The organism is Pseudomonas sp. MIACH (assembly GCF_001269925.1).
In the GTDB taxonomy this organism is placed as follows: domain Bacteria; phylum Pseudomonadota; class Gammaproteobacteria; order Pseudomonadales; family Pseudomonadaceae; genus Aquipseudomonas.
On the sequence record NZ_LHVO01000053.1, the window covers coordinates 297,334 to 319,541 of the forward strand.

21 protein-coding genes are annotated in these 22,208 nt (G+C 60.3%); 1 reads left to right on the forward strand and 20 read right to left on the reverse strand.

What is annotated here, in order from left to right:
* Positions 1-29: 29 nt before the first annotated feature.
* Genes AD670_RS21845 through AD670_RS21870 form a run of 6 tightly spaced genes read right to left on the reverse strand, consistent with a single transcriptional unit; the run spans position 30 to position 4,993 of the window.
* Entirely contained in the window at positions 30-665 is a 636-nt protein-coding gene (locus AD670_RS21845) for a protein-L-isoaspartate(D-aspartate) O-methyltransferase (RefSeq protein ID WP_172681516.1), read from the reverse strand.
* Positions 666-706: 41 nt separating this feature from the next.
* Positions 707-1,456, reverse strand: coding sequence for a 5'/3'-nucleotidase SurE (surE, locus tag AD670_RS21850; protein ID WP_053137202.1), 750 nt, complete (start codon positions 1,454-1,456; stop codon positions 707-709).
* Positions 1,444-2,502 carry a tRNA pseudouridine(13) synthase TruD gene (truD, locus tag AD670_RS21855; RefSeq protein ID WP_053137206.1) on the reverse strand — a complete coding sequence of 353 codons (1,059 nt, stop codon included), beginning with the start codon at positions 2,500-2,502 and terminating at the stop codon, positions 1,444-1,446. Before truD ends, surE begins: the two co-directional genes overlap by 13 nt.
* A complete protein-coding gene (ispF, locus tag AD670_RS21860; RefSeq protein WP_012722614.1) occupies positions 2,499-2,972 on the reverse strand; it encodes a 2-C-methyl-D-erythritol 2,4-cyclodiphosphate synthase in 474 nt (157 codons plus the stop codon). Before ispF ends, truD begins: the two co-directional genes overlap by 4 nt.
* A 54-nt stretch (positions 2,973-3,026) precedes the next feature.
* Complete coding sequence (gene fghA / locus AD670_RS21865) at positions 3,027-3,872, reverse strand: S-formylglutathione hydrolase (RefSeq protein WP_053137209.1); 846 nt, start codon at positions 3,870-3,872, stop codon at positions 3,027-3,029.
* A gap of 8 nt (positions 3,873-3,880) precedes the next feature.
* Positions 3,881-4,993, reverse strand: coding sequence for an S-(hydroxymethyl)glutathione dehydrogenase/class III alcohol dehydrogenase (locus AD670_RS21870; RefSeq protein WP_017137160.1), 1,113 nt, complete (start codon positions 4,991-4,993; stop codon positions 3,881-3,883).
* Between the two features lie 109 nt (positions 4,994-5,102).
* Between AD670_RS21870 and AD670_RS21875 the strand changes: the two genes are divergently transcribed.
* Positions 5,103-5,999 carry a LysR substrate-binding domain-containing protein gene (locus AD670_RS21875; RefSeq protein ID WP_053137212.1) on the forward strand — a complete coding sequence of 299 codons (897 nt, stop codon included), beginning with the start codon at positions 5,103-5,105 and terminating at the stop codon, positions 5,997-5,999.
* Here AD670_RS21875 and ispD read toward each other — a convergent pair whose 3' ends face one another.
* The 14 genes from ispD to AD670_RS21945 all read right to left on the reverse strand — a co-directional run bounded on the left by ispD (position 6,000) and on the right by AD670_RS21945 (position 22,173).
* The gene (ispD, locus tag AD670_RS21880) at positions 6,000-6,707 is read right to left on the reverse strand and encodes a 2-C-methyl-D-erythritol 4-phosphate cytidylyltransferase (protein ID WP_053137215.1); all 708 of its coding nucleotides are present in this window, start codon (positions 6,705-6,707) and stop codon (positions 6,000-6,002) included.
* The gene (ftsB, locus tag AD670_RS21885; RefSeq protein ID WP_003172294.1) at positions 6,704-6,982 is read right to left on the reverse strand and encodes a cell division protein FtsB; all 279 of its coding nucleotides are present in this window, start codon (positions 6,980-6,982) and stop codon (positions 6,704-6,706) included. Before ftsB ends, ispD begins: the two co-directional genes overlap by 4 nt.
* A 183-nt stretch (positions 6,983-7,165) precedes the next feature.
* A complete protein-coding gene (gene eno, locus AD670_RS21890; protein ID WP_053137218.1) occupies positions 7,166-8,455 on the reverse strand; it encodes a phosphopyruvate hydratase in 1,290 nt (429 codons plus the stop codon).
* Between the two features lie 157 nt (positions 8,456-8,612).
* Complete coding sequence (kdsA, locus tag AD670_RS21895; protein ID WP_053137221.1) at positions 8,613-9,458, reverse strand: 3-deoxy-8-phosphooctulonate synthase; 846 nt, start codon at positions 9,456-9,458, stop codon at positions 8,613-8,615.
* Positions 9,459-9,463: 5 nt separating this feature from the next.
* On the reverse strand, positions 9,464-11,095 hold the full coding sequence (locus tag AD670_RS21900; RefSeq protein ID WP_053137224.1) for a CTP synthase: 1,632 nt from the start codon (positions 11,093-11,095) through the stop codon (positions 9,464-9,466).
* Positions 11,096-11,368: 273 nt separating this feature from the next.
* Positions 11,369-12,679, reverse strand: coding sequence for a tRNA lysidine(34) synthetase TilS (gene tilS, locus AD670_RS21905; protein ID WP_053137227.1), 1,311 nt, complete (start codon positions 12,677-12,679; stop codon positions 11,369-11,371).
* A 161-nt stretch (positions 12,680-12,840) separates the two neighbouring features.
* Complete coding sequence (locus AD670_RS21910; protein WP_003172288.1) at positions 12,841-13,788, reverse strand: acetyl-CoA carboxylase carboxyltransferase subunit alpha; 948 nt, start codon at positions 13,786-13,788, stop codon at positions 12,841-12,843.
* A 128-nt stretch (positions 13,789-13,916) separates the two neighbouring features.
* A complete protein-coding gene (dnaE, locus tag AD670_RS21915) occupies positions 13,917-17,438 on the reverse strand; it encodes a DNA polymerase III subunit alpha (RefSeq protein ID WP_053137230.1) in 3,522 nt (1,173 codons plus the stop codon).
* A 77-nt stretch (positions 17,439-17,515) separates the two neighbouring features.
* Positions 17,516-18,148, reverse strand: coding sequence for a ribonuclease HII (gene rnhB / locus AD670_RS21920; protein WP_053137233.1), 633 nt, complete (start codon positions 18,146-18,148; stop codon positions 17,516-17,518).
* Positions 18,145-19,284, reverse strand: coding sequence for a lipid-A-disaccharide synthase (gene lpxB, locus AD670_RS21925; protein ID WP_053137236.1), 1,140 nt, complete (start codon positions 19,282-19,284; stop codon positions 18,145-18,147). Before lpxB ends, rnhB begins: the two co-directional genes overlap by 4 nt.
* A gap of 2 nt (positions 19,285-19,286) precedes the next feature.
* Positions 19,287-20,063, reverse strand: a complete 777-nt coding sequence (gene lpxA, locus AD670_RS21930) for an acyl-ACP--UDP-N-acetylglucosamine O-acyltransferase (RefSeq protein WP_053137239.1) — start codon at positions 20,061-20,063, stop codon at positions 19,287-19,289.
* Positions 20,060-20,500: a 3-hydroxyacyl-ACP dehydratase FabZ gene (gene fabZ / locus AD670_RS21935; RefSeq protein ID WP_003172281.1), complete on the reverse strand. Its 441-nt coding sequence runs from the start codon at positions 20,498-20,500 to the stop codon at positions 20,060-20,062. The genes lpxA and fabZ overlap by 4 nt, the downstream gene beginning before the upstream one ends.
* A 110-nt stretch (positions 20,501-20,610) precedes the next feature.
* On the reverse strand, positions 20,611-21,666 hold the full coding sequence (gene lpxD, locus AD670_RS21940; protein WP_053137242.1) for a UDP-3-O-(3-hydroxymyristoyl)glucosamine N-acyltransferase: 1,056 nt from the start codon (positions 21,664-21,666) through the stop codon (positions 20,611-20,613).
* A 3-nt stretch (positions 21,667-21,669) separates the two neighbouring features.
* Positions 21,670-22,173, reverse strand: coding sequence for an OmpH family outer membrane protein (locus tag AD670_RS21945; protein ID WP_003172279.1), 504 nt, complete (start codon positions 22,171-22,173; stop codon positions 21,670-21,672).
* Positions 22,174-22,208 lie beyond the last annotated feature (35 nt).

The following is a 22,208-nucleotide window of genomic DNA, read 5'->3' on the forward strand; positions in this document are numbered from 1 at the left end:
CAACAGAATTCACTGCCCGCAAAAAATGATCAGGCCAGCGGGCCGTTGAGCAACGGAACAAAGCGTACGGCCCCCAGTACATGGCGGGAAAAACCGTCTTCCTCACGGACAATAAGCATCAATTGTTGCACTTCACCGGAGCCCACCGGGATGACCAGGCGCCCGCCCGGGGCCAACTGGTCGAGCAACGCTTGCGGAACATCAGTGGCCACGGCAGTGACGATAATTCCGTTGTAAGGCGCCAGTGCCGGCCAACCTTCCCAGCCATCACCCCAGCGGAATACCACGTTGCGCAGGTTCAGCTCCACCAGGCGCTCCTTGGCGCGATCCTGCAGCACCTTGATGCGCTCCACCGAGAACACCCGCTCCACCAGTTGCGACAGCACGGCCGTCTGGTAGCCGGAACCGGTGCCGATCTCCAGCACCTTGTCCAACGGCCCCGCCGCCAGCAGCAGCTCACTCATGCGCGCAACCATATAAGGCTGGGAGATGGTCTGGTTATGGCCGATGGGCAATGCCGTGTCTTCATAGGCGCGATGGGCCAGGGCCTCATCGACAAACAGATGGCGAGGCGTACGCCGGATCACTTCCAACACCTGGGCGTTGGAAAGGCCCTCTTCGTACAGGCGCTGGATCAAACGCTCACGGGTGCGCTGGGACGTCATCCCGATGCCCCGACGCAGCAGGTCGTCTTGTTCACGAGCCATCAGCGCAGCCCCTCCAGCCAGCCATCGAGACTACTGAAGGCATCACTGAAGGTGCGATCAAGTTGCAACGGGGTAATTGACACATAGCCTTGCATCACCGCGTGAAAGTCTGTGCCTGGACCACCGTCTTCGGCATCGCCCGCTGCAGCAATCCAATAGCCTTCCTTGCCACGCGGGTCGACCACCTTCAACGGCGCTGCCGCACGGGCGCGATGGCCCAGGCGGGTCAACTGGATGCCGCGAATATGGTCGAGGGGCAAGTTGGGAATGTTGACGTTGAGCACCGTGCGCGGCGGCAGGTCCAGGGAGCCATGGGCCTCTACCAGCTTGCGGGCGAAATAGGCGGCGGTGGGCAGGTTGTCCAGTTGGCGCGATGCCAACGAAAACGCGAACGAGGTCCGACCGAGGAAGCGCCCTTCAAGGGCCGCCGCCACGGTGCCGGAATACAGCACATCGTCGCCCAGGTTGGCGCCGAGGTTGATACCCGACACCACAAGGTCCGGCTCCTGATCCAACAGGCTGTTGATCGCCAGGTGCACGCAGTCGGTGGGGGTGCCGTTCACACTGATAAAGCCATTGGCCAGAACCTGCGGGTGCAGCGGACGGTCGAGCGTCAGCGAACTGCTGGCGCCACTCTTGTCCTGGTCGGGGGCGACCACCACGCACTCGGCGTAATCTTCCAGCGCAGCATAGAGCGCGGCAAGACCGGGTGCGGTGGCACCGTCATCGTTTGATATCAGAATACGCATGGGCTGTCCGTCTGCCCCACCGGCACCAGATCAACAAGCTCGCGCACCAAGACAGTGGCGAAGCATCCGGCCGGCAGGACGAATTCCAATTGCAGAATGTCAGGCCCGGGATAATGCCACGTCAACCCGCCAATGGGCAGTCGAAGAATGCGACGTTCCTGGCTCATGCCGGCATTCACCAGCCAATCACGCAGGTCGGCTTCACCCTCGGCAACCGCCTGTTCCAACTCAAATGTGGCGCCCGTCGCCGGAGAATCACCCTCGCCCCACTGCGGGCCGGTGGGATGCAGGTCCAGGATCGCCAGGCGCGGGTCGCTGCACTCTGCCTCCCCCGCCGGAAAAAAGCTGCGGCTGTCGGTAAACGCCAGCAGATCACCCACTTGCGCGCGCTGCCACGAACCGTCGGCAACGCGTGCCGCCAATACTTTGTTGAAGAGAAAACTACGCGCGGTGGACAACAACCGCGAACGCACGTTGCGCTGCTCCGGCAGAGCCTTGCGCGCAGCCCATTCACGGGCGTCGACGACATTGCCACCGTTGTGGCCAAAGCGTTGGGTGCCGAAATAGTTGGGAATGCCGTGCTGGGCAATCAGTTGCAACCGTGCGTCGATGGCAGCGGTATCACCGACCAATTGGGTCAGGCGCAAGGTAAAGCCGTTGGCCGAATGTGCGCCACGCTGCAGCTTGCGCTTGTGGCGGGCGGTTTTCAGGATCTTGAGGGTGTCGTTCTCCGCCCCGCTCATGTCCGGATCGGCCTTGCCCGGCAGTTGCACACTGAACCACTGGCGGGTCAACGCCTGGCGATCCTTGAGCCCGGCATAGCTGACCGTGCGCAACGGCACGCCGGCAGCCTTGGCGATACGCCGCGCGGCTTCCTCAGTGTTGAGCCCGCGCTTTTCAACCCACAACCACAGGTGCTCGCCTTCGCCGGTAAGCGGAATATCGAGCACTTCGTCAACCTGGAAATCTTCAGCAGTGGCCTTCAGGACGGCGCTGCCCAGGGCCTCGCCATAGGCACGCGGGCCCAGCAGTTGCAGATCGTTCATGCGCGCAGCAACAAGGCGACGGAGTGCACCGCAATGCCCTCTTCACGACCGGTGAATCCGAGCTTTTCGGTGGTGGTGGCTTTCACGTTGACTTGATCCAATTCAATTTGCAGGTCTGCGGCAATCAGTGCGCGCATGGATTCGATATGCGGGGCCATTTTCGGCGCCTGGGCCACGATAGTGTTATCGACGTTGCCGACCTTCCAGCCTTTGGCGTGGATCAGGCCGACCACATGGCGCAGCAAGACACGGCTGTCGGCGCCCTTGAAGGTCGGATCGGTATCCGGAAAGTGCTTGCCGATATCGCCCAGCGCCGCCGCGCCGAGCAAGGCATCGCTCAAGGCATGCAAGACAACGTCGCCGTCGGAATGAGCCAGCAACCCATGGTGGTGCGCAATGCGCACGCCGCCCAAGGTGATGAAATCGCCTTCAGCGAAACGGTGCACATCGTAGCCGTGGCCAATACGCATAAAAAAACGCCCCGATTTAATTCAGGGCGTGATTCTACCTACTTTTGCCTCACATTAACCGAGCAAAGCACGACCATGGTGTCGCAAATGGTCTTCGATGAAGCTGGCGATAAAAAAGTAGCTGTGGTCGTAGCCGGGCTGCAGGCGCAGTTCCAATGGATGGCTGGCCGCCTTGGCCGCTTGCTGCAAAGCTTCGGGCTTGAGCTGCACGGCAAGGAAATCGTCGCGGTCGCCCTGATCCACCAGCAACGGCAGCTTTTCCGAGGCTTCGCTGATCAGCACACAGGCATCCCATTCACGCCACTTGGAACGCTCTTCACCGAGGTAGCGCGAGAAAGCTTTCTGACCCCATGGGCAATCCATCGGATTGTTAATCGGAGAAAACGCCGACACCGACAGGTAACGCCCAGGGTTGCGCAAGGCACACACCAACGCACCGTGGCCGCCCATGGAGTGGCCGCTGATACCGCGTTTGTCCGAAGCCGGGAAATGCGCTTCAACCAATGCCGGCAATTCATGCACCACGTAGTCATGCATCCGATAGTGCTTGGCCCAAGGCTCCTGGGTGGCATTCAGGTAGAACCCTGCACCCAGGCCAAAATCCCAGGCGTTATCCGGGTCGCCCGGTACACCGGGCCCACGGGGACTGGTGTCGGGTGCGACGATGATCAGCCCCAACTCGGCGGCCATGCGCTGGGCGCCGGCTTTCTGCATGAAATTCTCATCGGTGCAGGTCAACCCGGACAGCCAGTACAGCACCGGCAGCCTGCCGCCCTGCTCGGCTTGCGGCGGCAGGTAGACGGCGAAGGTCATGTCACAGCCGAGCACATCGGAGTGATGCTTGTAGCGTTTATGCCAGCCGCCGAAGCTCTTCTGGCACGACAGGTTTTCCAGACTCATGGCCGACCTCAGAAGTGGATGACGGTACGAATGCTCTTGCCTTCATGCATCAGGTCAAACGCTTTGTTGATGTCTTCCAGGCCCATGGTGTGGGTGATGAAGGTGTCCAGCGGGATCTCGCCGGTCTGAGCCATTTCCACGTAGCTTGGCAACTCGGTACGGCCGCGTACGCCACCGAACGCCGAGCCACGCCAGACGCGACCGGTCACCAGTTGGAATGGACGCGTGGAGATTTCCTGGCCAGCACCGGCAACGCCGATGATCACCGACTCGCCCCAACCTTTATGGCAGCACTCAAGCGCGGCGCGCATCAGTTGCACGTTGCCGATGCATTCGAAGGAAAAGTCCACGCCGCCGTCGGTCAAGTCGACAATCACGTCCTGGATCGGGCGGTCGTAGTCTTTCGGGTTGATACAGTCGGTGGCGCCCAGTTGTTTGGCGATTTCGAACTTGGCCGGGTTGATGTCAATCGCAATGATACGGCCGGCCTTGGCCTTGACCGCACCGATCACGGCCGACAGACCGATACCGCCAAGACCGAAGATGGCCACGGTGTCGCCAGGCTTGACCTTGGCGGTGTTGATCACTGCACCGATGCCGGTGGTAACGCCACAGCCGAGCAGGCAGACCTTCTCCAGCGGTGCTTCTTTAGGAATCTTGGCGACGGAAATTTCCGGCAGCACGGTGTACTCGGAGAACGTCGAAGTCCCCATGTAGTGGAAAATCGGCTGGCCCTTGTAGGAGAAACGCGTGGTGCCATCCGGCATCAGGCCTTTACCTTGGGTAGAACGAATGGCCTGGCACAGGTTGGTCTTGCCCGACAGGCAGAATTTGCACTTGCCGCATTCCGGGGTGTACAGCGGGATCACATGGTCGCCGACCGCCACCGACGTCACGCCCTCGCCGATGGCCTCGACCACAGCACCGCCTTCATGGCCAAGGATCGACGGGAAGATGCCTTCCGGGTCAGCGCCGGACAAGGTGTAGGCGTCGGTGTGGCAGACCCCGGAGGCGACCACACGCAACAGCACTTCGCCAGCCTTGGGCATGGCCACATCGACTTCCACGATCTCGAGGGGTTTCTTGGCTTCAAAGGCAACGGCAGCGCGGGACTTGATCATCCGGGTTTCTCCATCGGGTTAAAAACTGAGGCGGTGAGTGTAAAACATGGCTCGTTGATTAATAATCCAGGCGAAAGCAAAACTTTATTGCCGTACAGGGATAATCACCGTGCTGGAAAACCGTTGGGAAGGCATCGATGAATTTGTCGCCGTCGCCGAATGCAGCCAATTCACGGCAGCCGCCGAGCGGCTGGGGGTGTCGTCATCCCACATCAGCCGCCAAGTGGCGCGCCTGGAAGAGCGCCTGCAAACGCGGTTGCTGTATCGCAGTACCCGTAAGGTGACCCTGACTGAAGCGGGTCAGACATTTCTGCAACATTGCCAGCGTCTACAGGACGGCCGCGAAGAAGCTCTGCGTGCGGTGGGTGACCTTGCCAGCGAGCCAAAAGGCATGTTGCGCATGACCTGCGCGGTGGCCTATGGCGAGCGGTTTATCGTGCCGCTGGTGACGCGGTTCATGGGTTTGTACCCGCAACTACGGGTCGATATCGAACTGAGCAACCGCCAACTGGACCTGGTGCACGAAGGCCTCGACCTGGCGATTCGCCTGGGGCGCTTGCAGGACTCGCGCATGGTCGCCAGCCGTCTCGCGCCTCGGCGCATGTACCTGTGCGCGTCGCCTTCCTACCTGGCCAGGTATGGTCGGCCACATAGTTTGTCGGAACTGAGCCGGCATAACTGCCTGATCGGCAGCTCGGACATTTGGCAATTGGCCCAGGACGGACGCGAATTTTCCCAACGGGTGCAGGGCAACTGGCGCTGCAACAGTGGGCAAGCGGTGTTGGATGCGGCGTTGCAAGGGGTGGGCTTGTGCCAACTGCCGGACTATTACGTGCTGGAGCATCTGCACAGCGGCGCGCTGGTGTCGCTGCTGGAGGCGCATCAGCCGCCGAATACGGCCGTGTGGGCGTTGTATCCGCAGCAGCGGCATTTGTCGCCGAAGGTCAGGAAGTTGGTGGATTTCTTGAAAGAGGGGTTGGCCGAGCGGCCGGAGTACAGTGGTTGATTAACGACGATTCGCCCACCGCAACCGCAGCCACTCCAGGTCTTCCGGCCGGGTCACCTTGATATTGTCCGACCGCCCTTCGATCAAACGCGGCGCCTGCCCAGCCCATTCCATCGCCGAGGCTTCGTCGGTGATCACCGCATCGGCCACCAGGCTATCAGCCAATGCGCGGTGCAAGGCTCCCAAGCGGAACATCTGCGGCGTATAGGCTTGCCAGATCAAACTGCGGTCAACGGTTTCCACCACCCGACCCTGCTTGTCGACGCGTTTGAGGGTGTCGCGGGCCGGTACAGCGAGCAGGCCGCCTACCGGATCGTCCGCCAACTCGGCCAACAACGTGTCGAGGTCATCACGGCTCAGGTTAGGCCGCGCCGCATCGTGTACCAACACCCAATCATCATCGCTGGCGCCCAGGGCATTGAGCTGCAAGAGTGCATTGAGCACCGAGCCCGAGCGCTCCGAACCACCGTCCGCACGTTGGATACGCGGGTCAGCGGCGCACGCCAGGGTGGGCCAATACGGATCTTCAGCAGCAAGACTGACCACCAACCCCTTGAGGTTGGGATGGTCGAGAAAACAGCCGAGGCTGTGTTCGAGAATAGTGCGCGCGCCCAACTGCAAGTATTGCTTGGGACGGTCCGCGGCCATACGGGCACCGACGCCCGCGGCAGGTATCACGGCCCAGAAGGCCGGCAAACAGGGGTTCATTGGGCCAACTGGTAGAGGGTTTCGCCCTCCTTGACCATGCCCAACTCATGACGAGCGCGTTCTTCAACGGTCTCGGTGCCTTTTTTCAGCTCAAGTACTTCGGCATCGAGGACGCGGTTGCGCTCCAGCAGGCGTTCGTTCTCGGCGTGCTGGTCGGCAATTTGCTGGGTCAGGTCTTTTACTTGCGCAAAGCTGCCATTACCCACCCATAGGCGGTACTGCAGGCCAGCCAGCAACAAGAGCAAGACGAGGAACAACCAATTGGGACTGCGCATCGAATATCGGGTATCCAGTGAAAAAAGACGCCATGCATAACTTTTACAGCAACTGATAGCACGAAGCCTGGAAGAACCAGGCTTGTGCTTGATAGCCATCAGATTAGCGCCGAAATGTTCACTATCGTGAATTTTCCGACGCAATCCGCCGACTTTTTACCACGCTTTACTCTTAACTAGCGATCAGCCGCGAAACTCGCCGCGACCGTTGTACTTGGCTTTGCCGGCCAGTTGCTCTTCGATACGCAGCAATTGGTTGTACTTGGACACACGGTCAGAGCGGCACAGGGAGCCGGTCTTGATCTGGCCCGCCGAAGTGCCCACGGCCAGGTCGGCGATGGTCGAATCTTCGGTTTCGCCGGAGCGGTGCGAGATCACGGCGGTGTAGCCCGCTGCCTTGGCCATCTGGATGGCTTCCAGGGTTTCGGTCAGGGTGCCGATCTGGTTGAACTTGATCAGGATCGAGTTGGCGATCTTTTTGTCGATGCCTTCTTTCAGGATCTTGGTGTTGGTCACGAACAAGTCGTCACCCACCAGCTGGACTTTCTCGCCAATCTTGTCGGTGAGAATCTTCCAGCCATCCCAGTCGGACTCGTCCAGGCCGTCTTCGATCGAGATGATCGGATAGCGCTGGGTCAGGCCCTTCAGGTACTCGGCAAAACCTTCGGAGTTGAACACCTGGCCTTCGCCGGACAGGTTGTATTTGCCATCTTCGTAGAACTCGCTGGCAGCGCAGTCCAGGGCCAGGGTCACATCGGTGCCCAGTGTGTAGCCAGCGTTGGCCACGGCTTCGGAGATCACTTTCAGTGCATCTTCGTTGGACGCCAGGTTCGGTGCGAAACCACCTTCGTCACCCACGGCAGTGCTCAGGCCACGGGCCTTCAGCACGGCTTTGAGGTGATGGAAAATCTCGGTGCCCATGCGCAGGCCTTCGGAGAAGGTCTTGGCGCCGACCGGCTGCACCATGAATTCCTGGATATCGACGTTGTTGTCGGCATGCTCGCCACCGTTGATGATGTTCATCATCGGAACCGGCATCGAGTACACACCCGGGGTACCGTTCAGGTTGGCGATGTGGGCGTACAACGGCAGGTCCTGGTCCTGGGCGGCGGCCTTGGCAGCAGCCAGGGACACGGCGAGGATGGCGTTGGCGCCCAGGCTGCCTTTGTTTTCGGTGCCGTCGAGTTTGATCATCGCGTGGTCCAGGGCTTTCTGGTCCAGCGGGTCTTTGCCCAGCAGCAGGTCACGGATCGGGCCGTTGATGTTGGCTACAGCCTTGAGTACACCCTTGCCCAGGTAACGGCTCTTGTCGCCATCACGCAGTTCCAGCGCTTCGCGCGAACCTGTGGAAGCACCGGACGGCGCGCAGGCGCTGCCGATGATGCCGTTATCGAGAAGCACGTCGGCTTCGACGGTGGGGTTGCCACGGGAGTCGAGAACTTCACGACCTTTGATGTCGACGATTTTTGCCATTGTTGTAAACACTCCAAAGTTGACGAAAACGACGCAGCTGAAGGAAATCTTTTGACCGACCGCAAGGGTGGAACAACGGGGCAGGCTTGCAGGCGACAAGGCTCAGGCCCGTAGGCCTGAGCGTAAAGCGTGGGAAAGTCTACCGGAGAATCAACGCTTACGCGGTCTCTACTGTCGGAAAACTCTTGACCAGTTCGTCCAACTGCTTGAGCTGGGCCAGGAAGGGTTCCAGCTTGTCCAGGCGCAGGGCGCATGGGCCGTCGCATTTGGCGTTGTCCGGGTCCGGGTGGGCTTCCAGGAACAGGCCAGCCAGGGACTGGCTGATGCCGGCCTTGGCCAGGTCCAGTACCTGGGCACGGCGCCCACCGGCAGAGTCGGCGCGACCACCGGGCATTTGCAGCGCGTGGGTCACGTCGAAGAACACTGGGTATTCGAACTGTTTCATGATGCCGAAACCGAGCATGTCCACCACGAGGTTGTTGTAGCCGAAGCTCGAACCACGCTCGCAGAGGATCAACTGGTCGTTACCCGCTTCCACGCACTTGTTCAGGATGTGTTTCATTTCCTGAGGTGCAAGGAACTGGGCTTTCTTGATATTGATCACAGCGCCGGTCTTGGCCATCGCAACGACCAGGTCGGTCTGGCGCGACAGGAAGGCCGGCAACTGGATGATGTCGCACACTTCGGCGACCACGGCAGCCTGTTCAGGCTCGTGGACGTCGGTGATGATCGGCACGCCGAAGGCTTGCTTGATGTCCTGGAAGATCCGCATGCCTTCTTCAAGGCCGGGGCCGCGATAGGAGGCCACGGACGAACGGTTGGCCTTGTCGAAGCTGGCCTTGAACACGTAAGGGATACCCAGTTTCTCGGTAACCTTTACGTACTCTTCACAGACCTGCATCGCCATGTCACGGCTTTCCAGCACGTTCATGCCGCCGAACAGCACCATGGGCTTGTCGTTGGCAATCTCGATGTCGCCAACGCGAATGATCTTCTGGGCCATCAGGTTTACGCCTTCTTCTGATGTTGCGTCAGTGCGGCTTTGACGAAACCGCTGAACAGCGGGTGACCGTCGCGTGGAGTCGAGGTGAACTCAGGGTGGAACTGGCAAGCGACGAACCAAGGATGATCCGGGGCCTCGACCACTTCAACCAGCGCGCCATCACCGGAGCGACCGGAGATTTTCAGGCCAGCCTCTTTGATTTGCGGCAGCAGGTTGTTGTTCACTTCGTAGCGGTGACGGTGACGCTCAACGATCACGTCCTTGCCGTAGCAATCGTGAACCAGGGAACCTGGCTCCAGCAGGCAGTCTTGCGCGCCAAGGCGCATGGTGCCGCCCAGGTCGGAGCTTTCGGTACGGGTTTCGACGGCGCCGGTGGCATCTTCCCACTCGGTGATCAAGCCCACGACCGGGTGGCCGCTCTTGCTGTCGAACTCGGTGGAGTTGGCGTCTTTCCAGCCCATCACGTTACGGGCGAATTCGATAACAGCCACTTGCATGCCCAGGCAGATACCCAGGTACGGCACCTTGTTCTCACGAGCGTATTGCACGGCGGTGATCTTGCCTTCCACGCCACGCAGGCCGAAACCGCCTGGAACGAGGATCGCATCGACACCTTCGAGCAGCGCGGTGCCCTGGTTCTCGATGTCTTCGGAATCGATGTAGCGCAGGTTGACCTTGGTACGGTTGCTGATGCCGGCGTGGCTCATCGCTTCGATCAGCGACTTGTACGCGTCCAGCAGCTCCATGTACTTGCCGACCATGGCGATGGTGACTTCGTGCTCAGGGTTGAGCTTGGCGTCAACCACGGCTTCCCACTCGGACAGGTCCGCGCCGTTGCACTGCAGGCCGAAACGCTCGACCACAAAATCATCCAGGCCTTGCGAATGCAGGATGCCCGGGATCTTGTAGATGGTGTCGGCGTCTTCCAGGGCGATCACCGCACGTTCTTCAACGTTGGTGAACTGCGCGATCTTGCGACGCGAGGAAATGTCGATCGGATGATCGGAGCGGCATACCAGCACGTCCGGCTGCAGGCCGATGGAACGCAGTTCCTTGACCGAGTGCTGGGTAGGCTTGGTTTTGGTTTCACCGGCGGTGGCGATGTACGGCACCAGCGTGAGGTGCATCAGCATCGCGCGCTTGGCGCCGACTTCGAAACGCAACTGGCGGATGGCTTCGAGGAACGGTTGGGATTCGATGTCACCCACGGTGCCACCGATCTCGACCATCGCCACGTCGGCATCGCCCGCACCCTTGATGATGCGGCGCTTGATTTCGTCGGTAATGTGCGGGATCACCTGAATGGTTGCACCCAGGTAATCGCCACGGCGCTCTTTGCGCAGCACGTGCTCGTAGACACGGCCGGTGGTGAAGTTGTTGTTCTGGGTCATGGTCGTGCGGATGAACCGCTCGTAGTGGCCCAGGTCCAGGTCGGTCTCGGCGCCGTCGTGTGTGACGAACACTTCACCGTGCTGGAACGGGCTCATGGTGCCCGGGTCGACGTTGATGTACGGGTCCAGCTTGAGCATGGTGACTTTAAGCCCCCGCGCCTCCAGGATGGCCGCCAATGAAGCGGAGGCAATGCCTTTCCCCAATGAAGAAACAACACCGCCCGTGACGAATATGTAGCGCGTCATGAAAAACCCTAGAAGTCTGCGTTAAAGCGGTCCGAGCCGCCGGGGAAAGCGAAGAGAGGCCGAAGCCCCCGATCACCTGCATTAATCACAGTGCACCTTTCAAAAAAACCGCCGCGTTGTGACAGACCAGCAATGAAACGCCGGTACGTTGATCGCTACACATTTTTTGGAATCGCCCAGCAAAGACTGCTTGGTAATCGGCAACTGCTGCGATTCAGGCGAATCCACAGAAGTTGTATCAAGAAGGGAGCGTAGTCTACCGGAAAGGCTCTATCAGCTCAAACCTTGATCGCAGCTCTGTGGCATCCAATGTAATTGCCAGCCTTCACTCGGTGCCGCCCAGAGTCCAGTGAGGTTGGGCACGCCGAGCAATTGCTCACCCTGATACAGCAGCGGCAATCTGCCACGGACGAAGCCCGGCACGCCACGCTCATTAAGCAAGCGCTTCAAGTCACGCCGGCCTCGGCCTGGCACTTCAAGCATTTCACCGCCCTGGCGATAACGGACCGCCAAGGGGCCTTCTGGCGCCTTGCCGATAATCGTCAGCACGCCATTGCCGGGTAACTCTAGTGGGTTTTGCGTATCGAGCCAGCTCACCGATGCGTGGGAAAACTCCGACCAGGCGCGAGGCAACCACCAGATGCGTTCACCGCAACGGTGCAACGCCCCATCGGCCAGACGCCATAGGGGCTGTGCGTCGCCCTTGGCATCGCGTAGGGAATACCAGCCAGCCCAATGGTCGCTGTCGGGTAACCGGGTCAGCTGCGCCAGCCAATGGCGCAGGAGGTTGCGCTGACGGGCGTCGGAAAGTTCGCGCAATGGGCCAAGGTCCAATGACGGCAAACCCAGCCAAGGAAACCGTGAAGGTTGATCGGCGGCTTGCAGGTCCATGCAGGCTAACTCGCCCAGCAACGCGTGGGCTTCACCGAGGTGTTCGGCAGTGCGGGCCAGACTGGAAACAGCTTGGGGCCAACGTTCCGTCAGCGTCGGGATCACGCGGTGGCGCAGGTAATTGCGGGAGAACTGCATGTCGGCGTTGGAAGGGTCTTCGATCCACTTGAGTTGATGTTCATCGGCGTAGGCCACCAACTCGGCGCGCGAGACATCCAGCAACGGCCGCACCAAATGGCCGCCCGCTAATGGACGGTGCACAGGCATTGCCGCCGCCCCCCGCACGCCGGCCCCGCGCAACAGGCGAAACAGCAGGGTTTCAGCCTGATCGTCGCGATGCTGGCCCGTGAGTAACACCTCCCCTGCCCCGATCACCTGGGTAAAAGCCCGGTAACGCGCATCACGCGCTGCACGCTCAAGGCTGGCGCCGGGCTGCACCTGCACACGCATTACGCGCAGGGGCACGCCCAGCCTGTCGCAAATGGACTGGCAATGGCTCGGCCAGGTGTCGGCGGCGGCTTGCAGGCCATGGTGGACATGGACAGCGCTTAGAGGCGGAAGGGCTTCGGCGTTGGCCAGGAGATGCAGCAGGACAGTGGAATCAAGACCACCAGAGAAGGCGATATGCCAAGCCGGGGCGTTGCGCCAGGGGGCTAGGGCGTGCAGGAGTTTGGCGGATAAAGTCGGTTTCATCACAGGTTACCGCCGCAAATCTGGAATACCCAAGCCAAGCATACACAAAGCAAATGTGGGAGGGGGCTTGCCCCCGATAGCGGAGCATCAGCCAGTGAATACAGTGACTGACACTCAGCAATCGGGGGCAAGCCCCCTCCCACATTAGTACCGCTGCGGCCTTAGAGACCGTAGCTCATCAGGCGCTCGTAACGACGGGCCAGCAGCGCTTCGTTATCCAGCTTCTTGAGCATCGCCAGTTGCGACCCCAACTCGGCACGGATAGTCGCGGCGGCGGCGGCCGGGTCGCGGTGGGCGCCGCCCAATGGCTCGGCGATCACTTTGTCGACGATACCCAAGCCTTTGAGGCGATCGGCGGTGATGCCCATGGCTTCAGCAGCGTCCGGCGCCTTTTCTGCGGTCTTCCACAGGATCGAGGCGCAACCTTCCGGCGAGATCACCGCATAGGTCGAATATTGCAGCATGTTCAACTGGTCGCAGACGCCAATCGCCAGTGCGCCGCCAGAACCACCTTCACCGATCACGGTGGCAATGATTGGGGTTTTCAGGCGGGACATGACGCGCAGGTTCCAGGCGATCGCTTCGCTCTGGTTGCGCTCTTCGGCGTCGATACCCGGGTATGCACCCGGCGTGTCGATGAAGGTCAGGATCGGCATCTTGAAGCGCTCGGCCATCTCCATCAGGCGGCAGGCCTTGCGGTAGCCTTCCGGACGCGGCATGCCGAAGTTGCGACGCACTTTCTCACGCACTTCACGGCCTTTCTGGTGACCGATGACCATGACCGGCTGGTCGTCCAGGCGAGCGATACCGCCCACGATGGCCGCGTCGTCGGAGAAGTGGCGGTCGCCGTGCAACTCGTCGAACTCGGTGAAGATGTGCTGAATGTAGTCCAGGGTGTACGGACGGCGCGGGTGGCGGGCCAGGCGCGCGATCTGCCAGCTGGTCAGCTTGCCGAAGATGTCTTCGGTGAGCGTGCTGCTCTTGTCTTGCAGGCGGGCAATCTCATCGCCGATGTTCAGCGAATTGTCATTGCCGACCAGGCGCAGTTCTTCGATCTTGGCTTGCAGGTCAGCGATCGGCTGTTCGAAATCAAGAAAATTCGGGTTCATAAGCGTCCGTCTTGGGTCGACGGCCAGGGAGTGCCTGGCCAGCCGGTTGTCTATTCGCGCCCTACCTTAAGGGAGAGGCGCGTTTAGGTCGAGATTAAATGTTGAGCCGAGGTCAGGCGTTCTGACCGTCAACGGTATTGGAGGAAGACGTTGTCTCGCCCGAACTGGTCACGCAATGCTTGAATCAAGCCATCAGCGGGATCAATTCGCCAGGTCTCACCGAACTGCAACATGGCCTTGGCGTCATTGCCGGTGTACTCCATGGTCACCGGGCACGCGCCACGATGGCGCTTGAGCAGGTCACCCAACCAGCGTAGCTGATCGCCCTTGAGGGCTTCGGTTTTCACCTTCAGGCGCAGGCTCTCGGCCAGGTTGGTGCGCGCATCTTCCATGCTCATCACCCGCTTGATCCGCAGGCGCAGGCCGCCGGAGAAGTCATCGTTGCTGACCTCGCCTTCCACCACCACCATCGCGTCGGTCTGCAGCAACGACTGCGCGGAGTGGAAGGCGTCGGCAAACAGCGACGCTTCGATCCGGCCCGAGCGGTCGTCGAGGGTGATAAAGCCCATCTTGTCGCCCTTTTTGTTTTTCATCACTCGCAGGGCGATGATCATGCCGGCGACGGTCTGGGTATCCCGCGCCGGCTTCAGGTCGATAATACGTTGACGGGCAAAACGGCGGATTTCGCCTTCATATTCGTCAATCGGGTGACCGGTGAGGTACAGGCCCAAGGTGTCTTTTTCACCCTTGAGGCGCTCCTTGAGGGTCAGGTCCTTGGCCTTGCGGTGGTTGGCATACACATCCGCATCTTCTTCGACGAACAACCCGCCAAACAGGTCGGCGTGGCCGCTGTCGTGGGTCCGGGCGGTCTGTTCGGCGGCCTTGATCGCTTCTTCCATGGCGGTGAGCAGCACCGCGCGGTTGCGGTCGATATTCGCCTGGTACGCCTTCGGCTCATCATGGAAATACGGGCCGAGACGGTCGAGTGCGCCGCTGCGGATAAGACCATCGAGGGTACGTTTGTTGATGCGCTTGAGGTCAACCCGTGCGCAGAAGTCGAACAAATCCTTGAACGGTCCGTCCTGGCGCGCTTCGGTGATGGCTTCCACCGGGCCTTCACCGACGCCCTTGATAGCGCCCAGGCCATAGATGATGCGGCCTTCGTCGTTCACCGTGAACTTGAACTCCGAGGCGTTCACGTCCGGCGCGTCGAGGCGCAGCTTCATGGTGCGCACTTCTTCGATCAAGGTCACGACCTTGTCGGTGTTGTGCATATCCGCCGAAAGTACCGCAGCCATGAACGGCGCCGGGTAGTGGGCCTTTAGCCAGGCGGTCTGGTACGACACCAGGCCGTAGGCGGCGGAGTGGGATTTGTTGAAGCCGTAACCGGCGAATTTTTCCACCAGGTCGAAAATGTTACCGGCGAGGTCCGCGTCGATATTGTTGGTGGCGCAACCTTCAATGAAACCGCCGCGCTGCTTGGCCATTTCCTCGGGCTTTTTCTTACCCATGGCACGACGCAGCATGTCCGCACCACCGAGGGTGTAGCCGGCCATGACCTGGGCGATCTGCATCACCTGTTCCTGGTACAGGATGATGCCGTAGGTCGGCGCCAGTACTGGCTTGAGGCCTTCATACTGGTAGTCGGAGTGCGGGTACGCCAGCTCGGCGCGACCGTGCTTACGGTTGATGAAGTCATCCACCATGCCTGATTGCAGAGGGCCCGGACGGAACAGGGCCACCAGTGCGATCAAGTCTTCCAGGCAGTCGGGCTTGAGCTTTTTGATCAGCTCTTTCATACCCCGCGACTCAAGCTGGAACACCGCCGTGGTTTCAGCTTTTTGCAGCAATTGGTAAGTCGGCTTGTCGTCCAGCGGGATGAACGCGATATCCAGCGGCGCTTCGTTGACCTTGGCGCGGTCGCGGTTGATGGTCTTGAGTGCCCAGTCGATGATCGTCAAGGTCCGCAGGCCAAGGAAGTCGAACTTCACCAGGCCGGCCGCCTCCACATCGTCCTTGTCGAACTGGGTAACCAGGCCGCCGCCCTCTTCGTCGCAATAGATAGGCGAAAAGTCAGTCAGCTTGGTCGGCGCAATTACCACACCGCCGGCGTGTTTACCGACGTTACGCACCACGCCTTCCAGTTTGCGCGCCATGTCCCAGATTTCGGCGGCCTCTTCATCGATCTTGATGAAGTCGCGCAGGATTTCTTCCTGTTCGTAGGCCTTTTCGAGGGTCATGCCGACCTCGAACGGGATCATCTTCGACAGGCGGTCCGCCAGGCCGTAGGACTTGCCCTGCACCCGGGCCACGTCACGGATTACCGCCTTGGCCGCCATGGAACCGAAGGTGATGATCTGGCTCACGGCGTTGCGGCCGTATTTCTCGGCCACGTATTCGATCACGCGGTCGCGACCGTCCATGCAGAAGTCAACGTCGAAGTCGGGCATGGAGACCCGTTCCGGGTTCAGGAACCGTTCGAACAGCAGGTCATATTCCAGCGGGTCAAGGTCGGTGATCTTCTGTACATAGGCGACCAGCGAGCCGGCACCCGACCCCCGGCCCGGACCTACCGGTACGCCGTTGCTTTTGGCCCACTGGATAAAGTCCATCACGATCAGGAAGTAACCGGGGAACCCCATCTGGATGATGATATCCAGCTCGAAATTCAGCCGATCGACATAGACCTGGCGCTTGGCCTCGTAATCTTCGGTGGTGTCCTTGGGCAGCAGGACGGAGAGCCGCTCCTCCAGACCATCAAACGATACCTTGCGGAAATACTCGTCGATGGTCATGCCATCGGGAATCGGGAAGTTGGGCAAAAAGTGCTTGCCCAGCTTCACTTCAATATTGCAGCGCTTGGCGATCTCGACGGAGTTTTCCAGGGCCTCGGGCAGGTCGCTGAACAGCTCGGCCATCTCCTCCGCGCTCTTGAGGTACTGCTCTTCGCTGTAGTTCTTGGAGCGGCGCGGGTCATCCAGGGCCCGGCCTTCGCCGATGCACACGCGGGTTTCGTGGGCTTCGAAATCCTCTTTCTTGATAAAGCGCACATCGTTGGTCGCCACCAGCGGCGCACCCAGCTTGTCGGCCAGGGCCACAGCGGCGTGCAGGTGCTCTTCATCGTTGGGGCGGTTGGTGCGCTGGACTTCAAGGTAGAAACGGTCGGGGAAGACCTGCATCCACTCACTCGCCAGTACTTCGGCTTCATGGGGATTGCCGCCCAGCAGCGCGATACCGATCTCGCCCTCCTTGGCGGCCGACAGCATGATCAGGCCTTCGCTGGCCTCGGCGACCCATTCGCGCTCGATGATGATCGAGCCGTTGCGCTGACCGTCGATAAAGCCACGGGAAATCAATTCGGTGAGGTTGCGATAACCCACGCCATTCATCGCCAGCAGGCTGATGCGGCTCAGGGGGTTATCCGGGTCTTTGTTGGACAGCCACAGGTCGGCGCCGCAGATCGGCTTGATGCCGGCGCCCATGGCGTTCTTGTAGAACTTGACCAGGGAACACATGTTGTTCTGATCGGTAACCGCGACCGCAGGCATGTTCATGCCCACCAAGGTTTTGACCAGGGGTTTGATCCGTACCAGGCCGTCGACCAGGGAGTATTCAGTGTGCAGGCGCAGGTGAACGAATGAAGCCGGCATAGTGATCCTGTCTAGAAACTTAGAAACAACAAGGCCCGGGATTGTACCGGGCCTTGGCAAAAACATCAGCCTCGCGACTACACCTCGCTGAGACTCTCACGCGCCTCGTAAGCCTGGCGCACCGGGGCGAACGAGCGACGGTGGATCGGCGTGGGGCCGAGACGGGCCAGGGCTTCCAGATGAACGGGCGTCGGATAGCCTTTGTGCCCCCCGATACCGTAGCCGGGGTAAATCAATTCGAAGGCCGCCATTTCACGGTCTCGGCTGACCTTGGCCAGGATCGAAGCGGCGGCAATGGCTGGAACCTTGCTATCGCCCTTGACCACCGCTTCAGCCGGCATCGCCAGCTTCGGGCAACGGTTGCCGTCGATCATCGCCAGTTTTGGCGTGATATGCAGGCCTTCAACGGCACGCTGCATGGCCAGCATTGTGGCGTGCAGAATGTTCAATTCGTCGATTTCTTCGACTTCAGCCCGGGCGATGTGCCAGCTCAGCGCCTTTTCACAGATTTCGTCGTAGAGCTTTTCACGGCGCGCTTCGGTGAGTTTTTTCGAGTCGTTGAGACCCAGGATCGGACGGTTCGGATCCAGGATCACGGCCGCCGTAACCACCGCACCACACAGCGGACCGCGCCCTACTTCGTCAACACCGGCCACCAGTTCGTGGGCTTCGGCAACCAGGCTGAAATCCAGGCCCATTTGCGTGCTCATAACGTTTCCTGTTTATGCCCGATCAAGGTCAACACGGCGTCTGCCGCCTGGTTCGACGCATCACGACGCAGGGTGCGGTGGATGTCGTCAAAACCACGGGTCTGTTCTTCGCCGCCGTCGATCAAGGGCAGTAGGGTTTGCGCGAGGGCTTCGGGCGTTGCATCGTCCTGCAACAACTCCGGCACCAACAGACGCTGGGCGAGCAAGTTGGGCAAGGAGATGTAAGGGCTTTTGACCATGCGCTTGAGAATCCAGAACGTCAGCGGTGCCAGGCGATAGGCCACGACCATCGGGCGCTTGTAGAGCAGTGCCTCCAGGGTCGCGGTACCCGAAGCGATCAGCACCGCGTCACAGGCCGCCAGGGCCAGGTGCGAGTGGCCGTCAAGCAGGGTCAAGGGCAGATTGCGCCCGACCAGCAGCGACTCGATCTGCGCGCGACGCTGCGGGCTGGCGCAGGGCAGCACGAAACGCACGCCCGGTTTCAAGGCTTGCAGGCGTTCGGCTGCATCGAAAAACACACTAGCCAAACGACCGACTTCGCCGCCGCGGCTGCCCGGCATCAACGCGACCAGCGGGCCGTCGGGCAAACCCAGTTGGGCACGAGCTGCCGCCCGGTCGGCCTGCAAGGGAATGGTGTCAGCCAGGGTATGCCCGACAAACCGTACCGGCACGCCCTTCTCTTCGTAGAACCGCGCCTCGAACGGCAGCAACGTCAACATCAAGTCACAACCTTCGCGGATCTTCAGTACGCGCTTCTGCCGCCATGCCCACACGGAGGGGCTGACGTAGTGCACCGTCTTGATCCCGGCCTGACGCAACTTGAGTTCGATATTGAGGGTGAAGTCCGGTGCATCGATTCCGATAAAGACGTCGGGCTTTTCTTCGATGAGAGTCTGAATCAGCAGCTTGCGACGAGCCAGGAGCTCACGCAGGCGACCCAGCACCTCGACCAGCCCCATGACCGACAAGCGCTCCATGGGAAAGTAGGAAGTGAGGCCTTCAGCCTGCATCAGTGGGCCGCCGACGCCGATAAATTCCACCGCAGGGTGCTGGGCCTTGAGCGCCCGCATAAGACCTGCGCCCAAAATGTCGCCGGAGGCTTCTCCGGCCACCAGCGCGATACGCAGATTCGCCATGATCAGCGGGTGATGCCGCGAGTCGACGCCTGGATCGAGTCACGGAACACCGCGACTTCCGGGAACAACGCTGCCGGCTCGGCCAGTTGGGTCAATGCCTGGTCGACCGTCAGCCCCTGGCGGTAGACCACTTTGTAGGCGCGGCGCAGGGCGTGGATCGCCTCTTCGCTGAAGCCACGACGGCGCATGCCCTCGAAATTCATGCTGCGGGCTTCGGCCGGGTTGCCGAACACCGTGACGAACGCCGGAACGTCCTTGCCGATGGCGGTACCCATGCCGGAAAAGCTGTGGGCACCGATATGGCAATACTGATGCACCAGGGTAAAGCCGGACAGGATGGCCCAATCATCAACGTGCACATGGCCGGCCAACGCTGTGTTGTTGACCAGGATGCAGTGGTTGCCGATGACGCTGTCATGGCCGATATGGGCATAGGCCATGACCAGGTTGTGATCACCCAGCGTGGTCTCGGCACGATCCTGCACGGTGCCACGGTGAATGGTCACGCCTTCACGGATGATGTTGTGATCACCGATTACCAAGCGTGTCTCTTCACCCTTGTACTTCATGTCCGGGGTGTCTTCGCCTACCGAGGAAAACTGGTAGATACGATTGTGTTTGCCAATGCGGGTCGGACCTTTGAGGATCACGTGCGGCCCGATGACAGTCCCCTCGCCGATTTCCACACCTGCGCCGATGATCGACCAGGGGCCGACCTCAACGTCGGCGGCCAGAACGGCCGACGGATCGATGATTGCGCGAGGGTCAATCAAACTCATAGTTTGCGTTCCGCACAGATGATCTCGGCGGAGCACACCGGCTTGCCGTCTACCGAGGCCTGGCATTCGAACTTCCAGATCTGGCGCTTGCAGCTGATGAACTTGGCTTCCAGGATCAACTGGTCACCCGGGGTGACCGGGTTACGGAAACGCAACTTGTCGGAGCCCACGAAATAGTAAAGCGTGCCATCGGCAGGCTTGAGGTCGAGCATTTTGAAACCAAGGATACCGGCAGCCTGGGCCATCGCTTCAATGATCAATACGCCCGGCATGATGGGATGCGCGGGGAAGTGACCGTTGAAGAACGGTTCGTTGATGCTGACATTCTTGTAGGCACGAATGCGCTTTTCCTCAACATTGAGGTCCACTACGCGGTCCACCAGCAGGAACGGGTAACGGTGAGGCAGGTATTCGCGAATCTCGTTGATGTCCATCATTTCGGGGGGAAGCCTGTAATAAAGATTGGGGGCGGGCGACTAAACGCACGCCCCGCTAGCAAATCAAGGAGGCAGTCTAGCGGCTGTGCACACTTGATATGGAAATGGTATCAGCCTTCAGATGAAGCATTACCGCCAGGGGTCACGTCCCCAACACGCTTTTCCAGCTGTTTGAGACGTCGAGCCATGTCGTCGAGCTGCCTCAAACGTGCTGCACTCTTGCGCCATTCAGCTGCGGGCTGCATGGCGGTACCGGAAGAGTAGGCGCCCGGCTCGGTAATCGAGTGGGTGACCATGGTCATGCCGGTGATGAAGACGTTGTCGCAAATATCGATATGTCCTACCAGACCTACGCCACCGGCGAGCATGCAATGCTTGCCGATTTTGGTGCTGCCGGAAATGCCTACACACGCGGCCATGGCGGTGTGATCGCCAATCTGCACGTTGTGGGCGATCTGGATCTGGTTGTCGAGCTTCACGCCGTTACCGATCACGGTATCGGCCAAGGCCCCACGATCGACAGCCGTGTTGACACCAATCTCCACGTCGTCGCCGATCAATACGCCGCCGACCTGGGCAATCTTGTGCCAGACGCCTTTCGAGTTGGCAAAGCCGAAGCCTTCGCCACCGATCACCGCCCCCGATTGAATGACCACACGCTCACCGATACGCACATCGTGGTACAGGGTCACGCGAGGCGCCAACCAACCGTCGGCGCCGATTACACAGCGAGCGCCGATAAAGCAATGCGCGCCGACCGTTACACCGGCCGCGATACGCGCGCCGCTCTCGATCACCGCAAAGGCGCCAATGCTCGCCGCAGGGTCAACCTGGGCATCATCGGCGATCACCGCAGACGGATGAATACCGCCGGCAGCCTTGGGTTTCGGATCGAACAGGTGCGACACCTGCGCATAGGCCAGGTAAGGGTCGGGCACCACCAGCGCATCCCCGGCAAACCCTTCGGCATCAGCCGCCTTCAACAACACGGCTGCGGCTTGGCTGTCGACGAGGTATTTACGGTATTGAGGATTTGCGAGGAAGCTCAACTGAGCTGGGCCAGCCTCCTGCAAGGTGGCTAGCCCAGTGATTTCCTTCTCCGGGGAACCACGCAAGGTGGCTCCCAGGAACTCGGCCAACTCGCCGAGCTTGATAGTCGCGGTCATGGCTTACTTCAGCTGGTTCATGCGCTCGATCACCTGACGGGTGATGTCGTATTGAGGCTTGACGTCGATCACTGCGCCACGCTCGAACACCAGGTCAAAAGCACCTTTCTTGATGACTTCTTCCACTGCGCTGTCGAGTTTAGGCTTGAGCTGCTTGAGCATTTCGCGGTCAGCAACAGCCTTGGCTTCGTTCAGTTCCTTGGACTGGAACTGATAGTCACGGGCCTTTTGCTTGAACTCAAGCTCCAGACGCTCGCGTTCGCCTTGCTGCATCTTGTCGCCACCCGCTACCAGGCGGTCCTGGATGCCCTTGGCACTGCTTTCCAGAGTCTTGAGTTTGGTCAGTTGCGGACCGAATTTTTTCTCGGCATCCACGGCGTATTTCTTGGCCGCGTCGGATTCCAGCAGGGCCATCTGATAGTTCAGGACGGCGATTTTCATTTCGGCGAAGGCCGGGGTGGTTACCAGCACAGTGGCCAGCAGAACCAATTGAGTCAACTTACGCACGATGTACTCCTACAGAATCCGTTGTCGTTATCTTG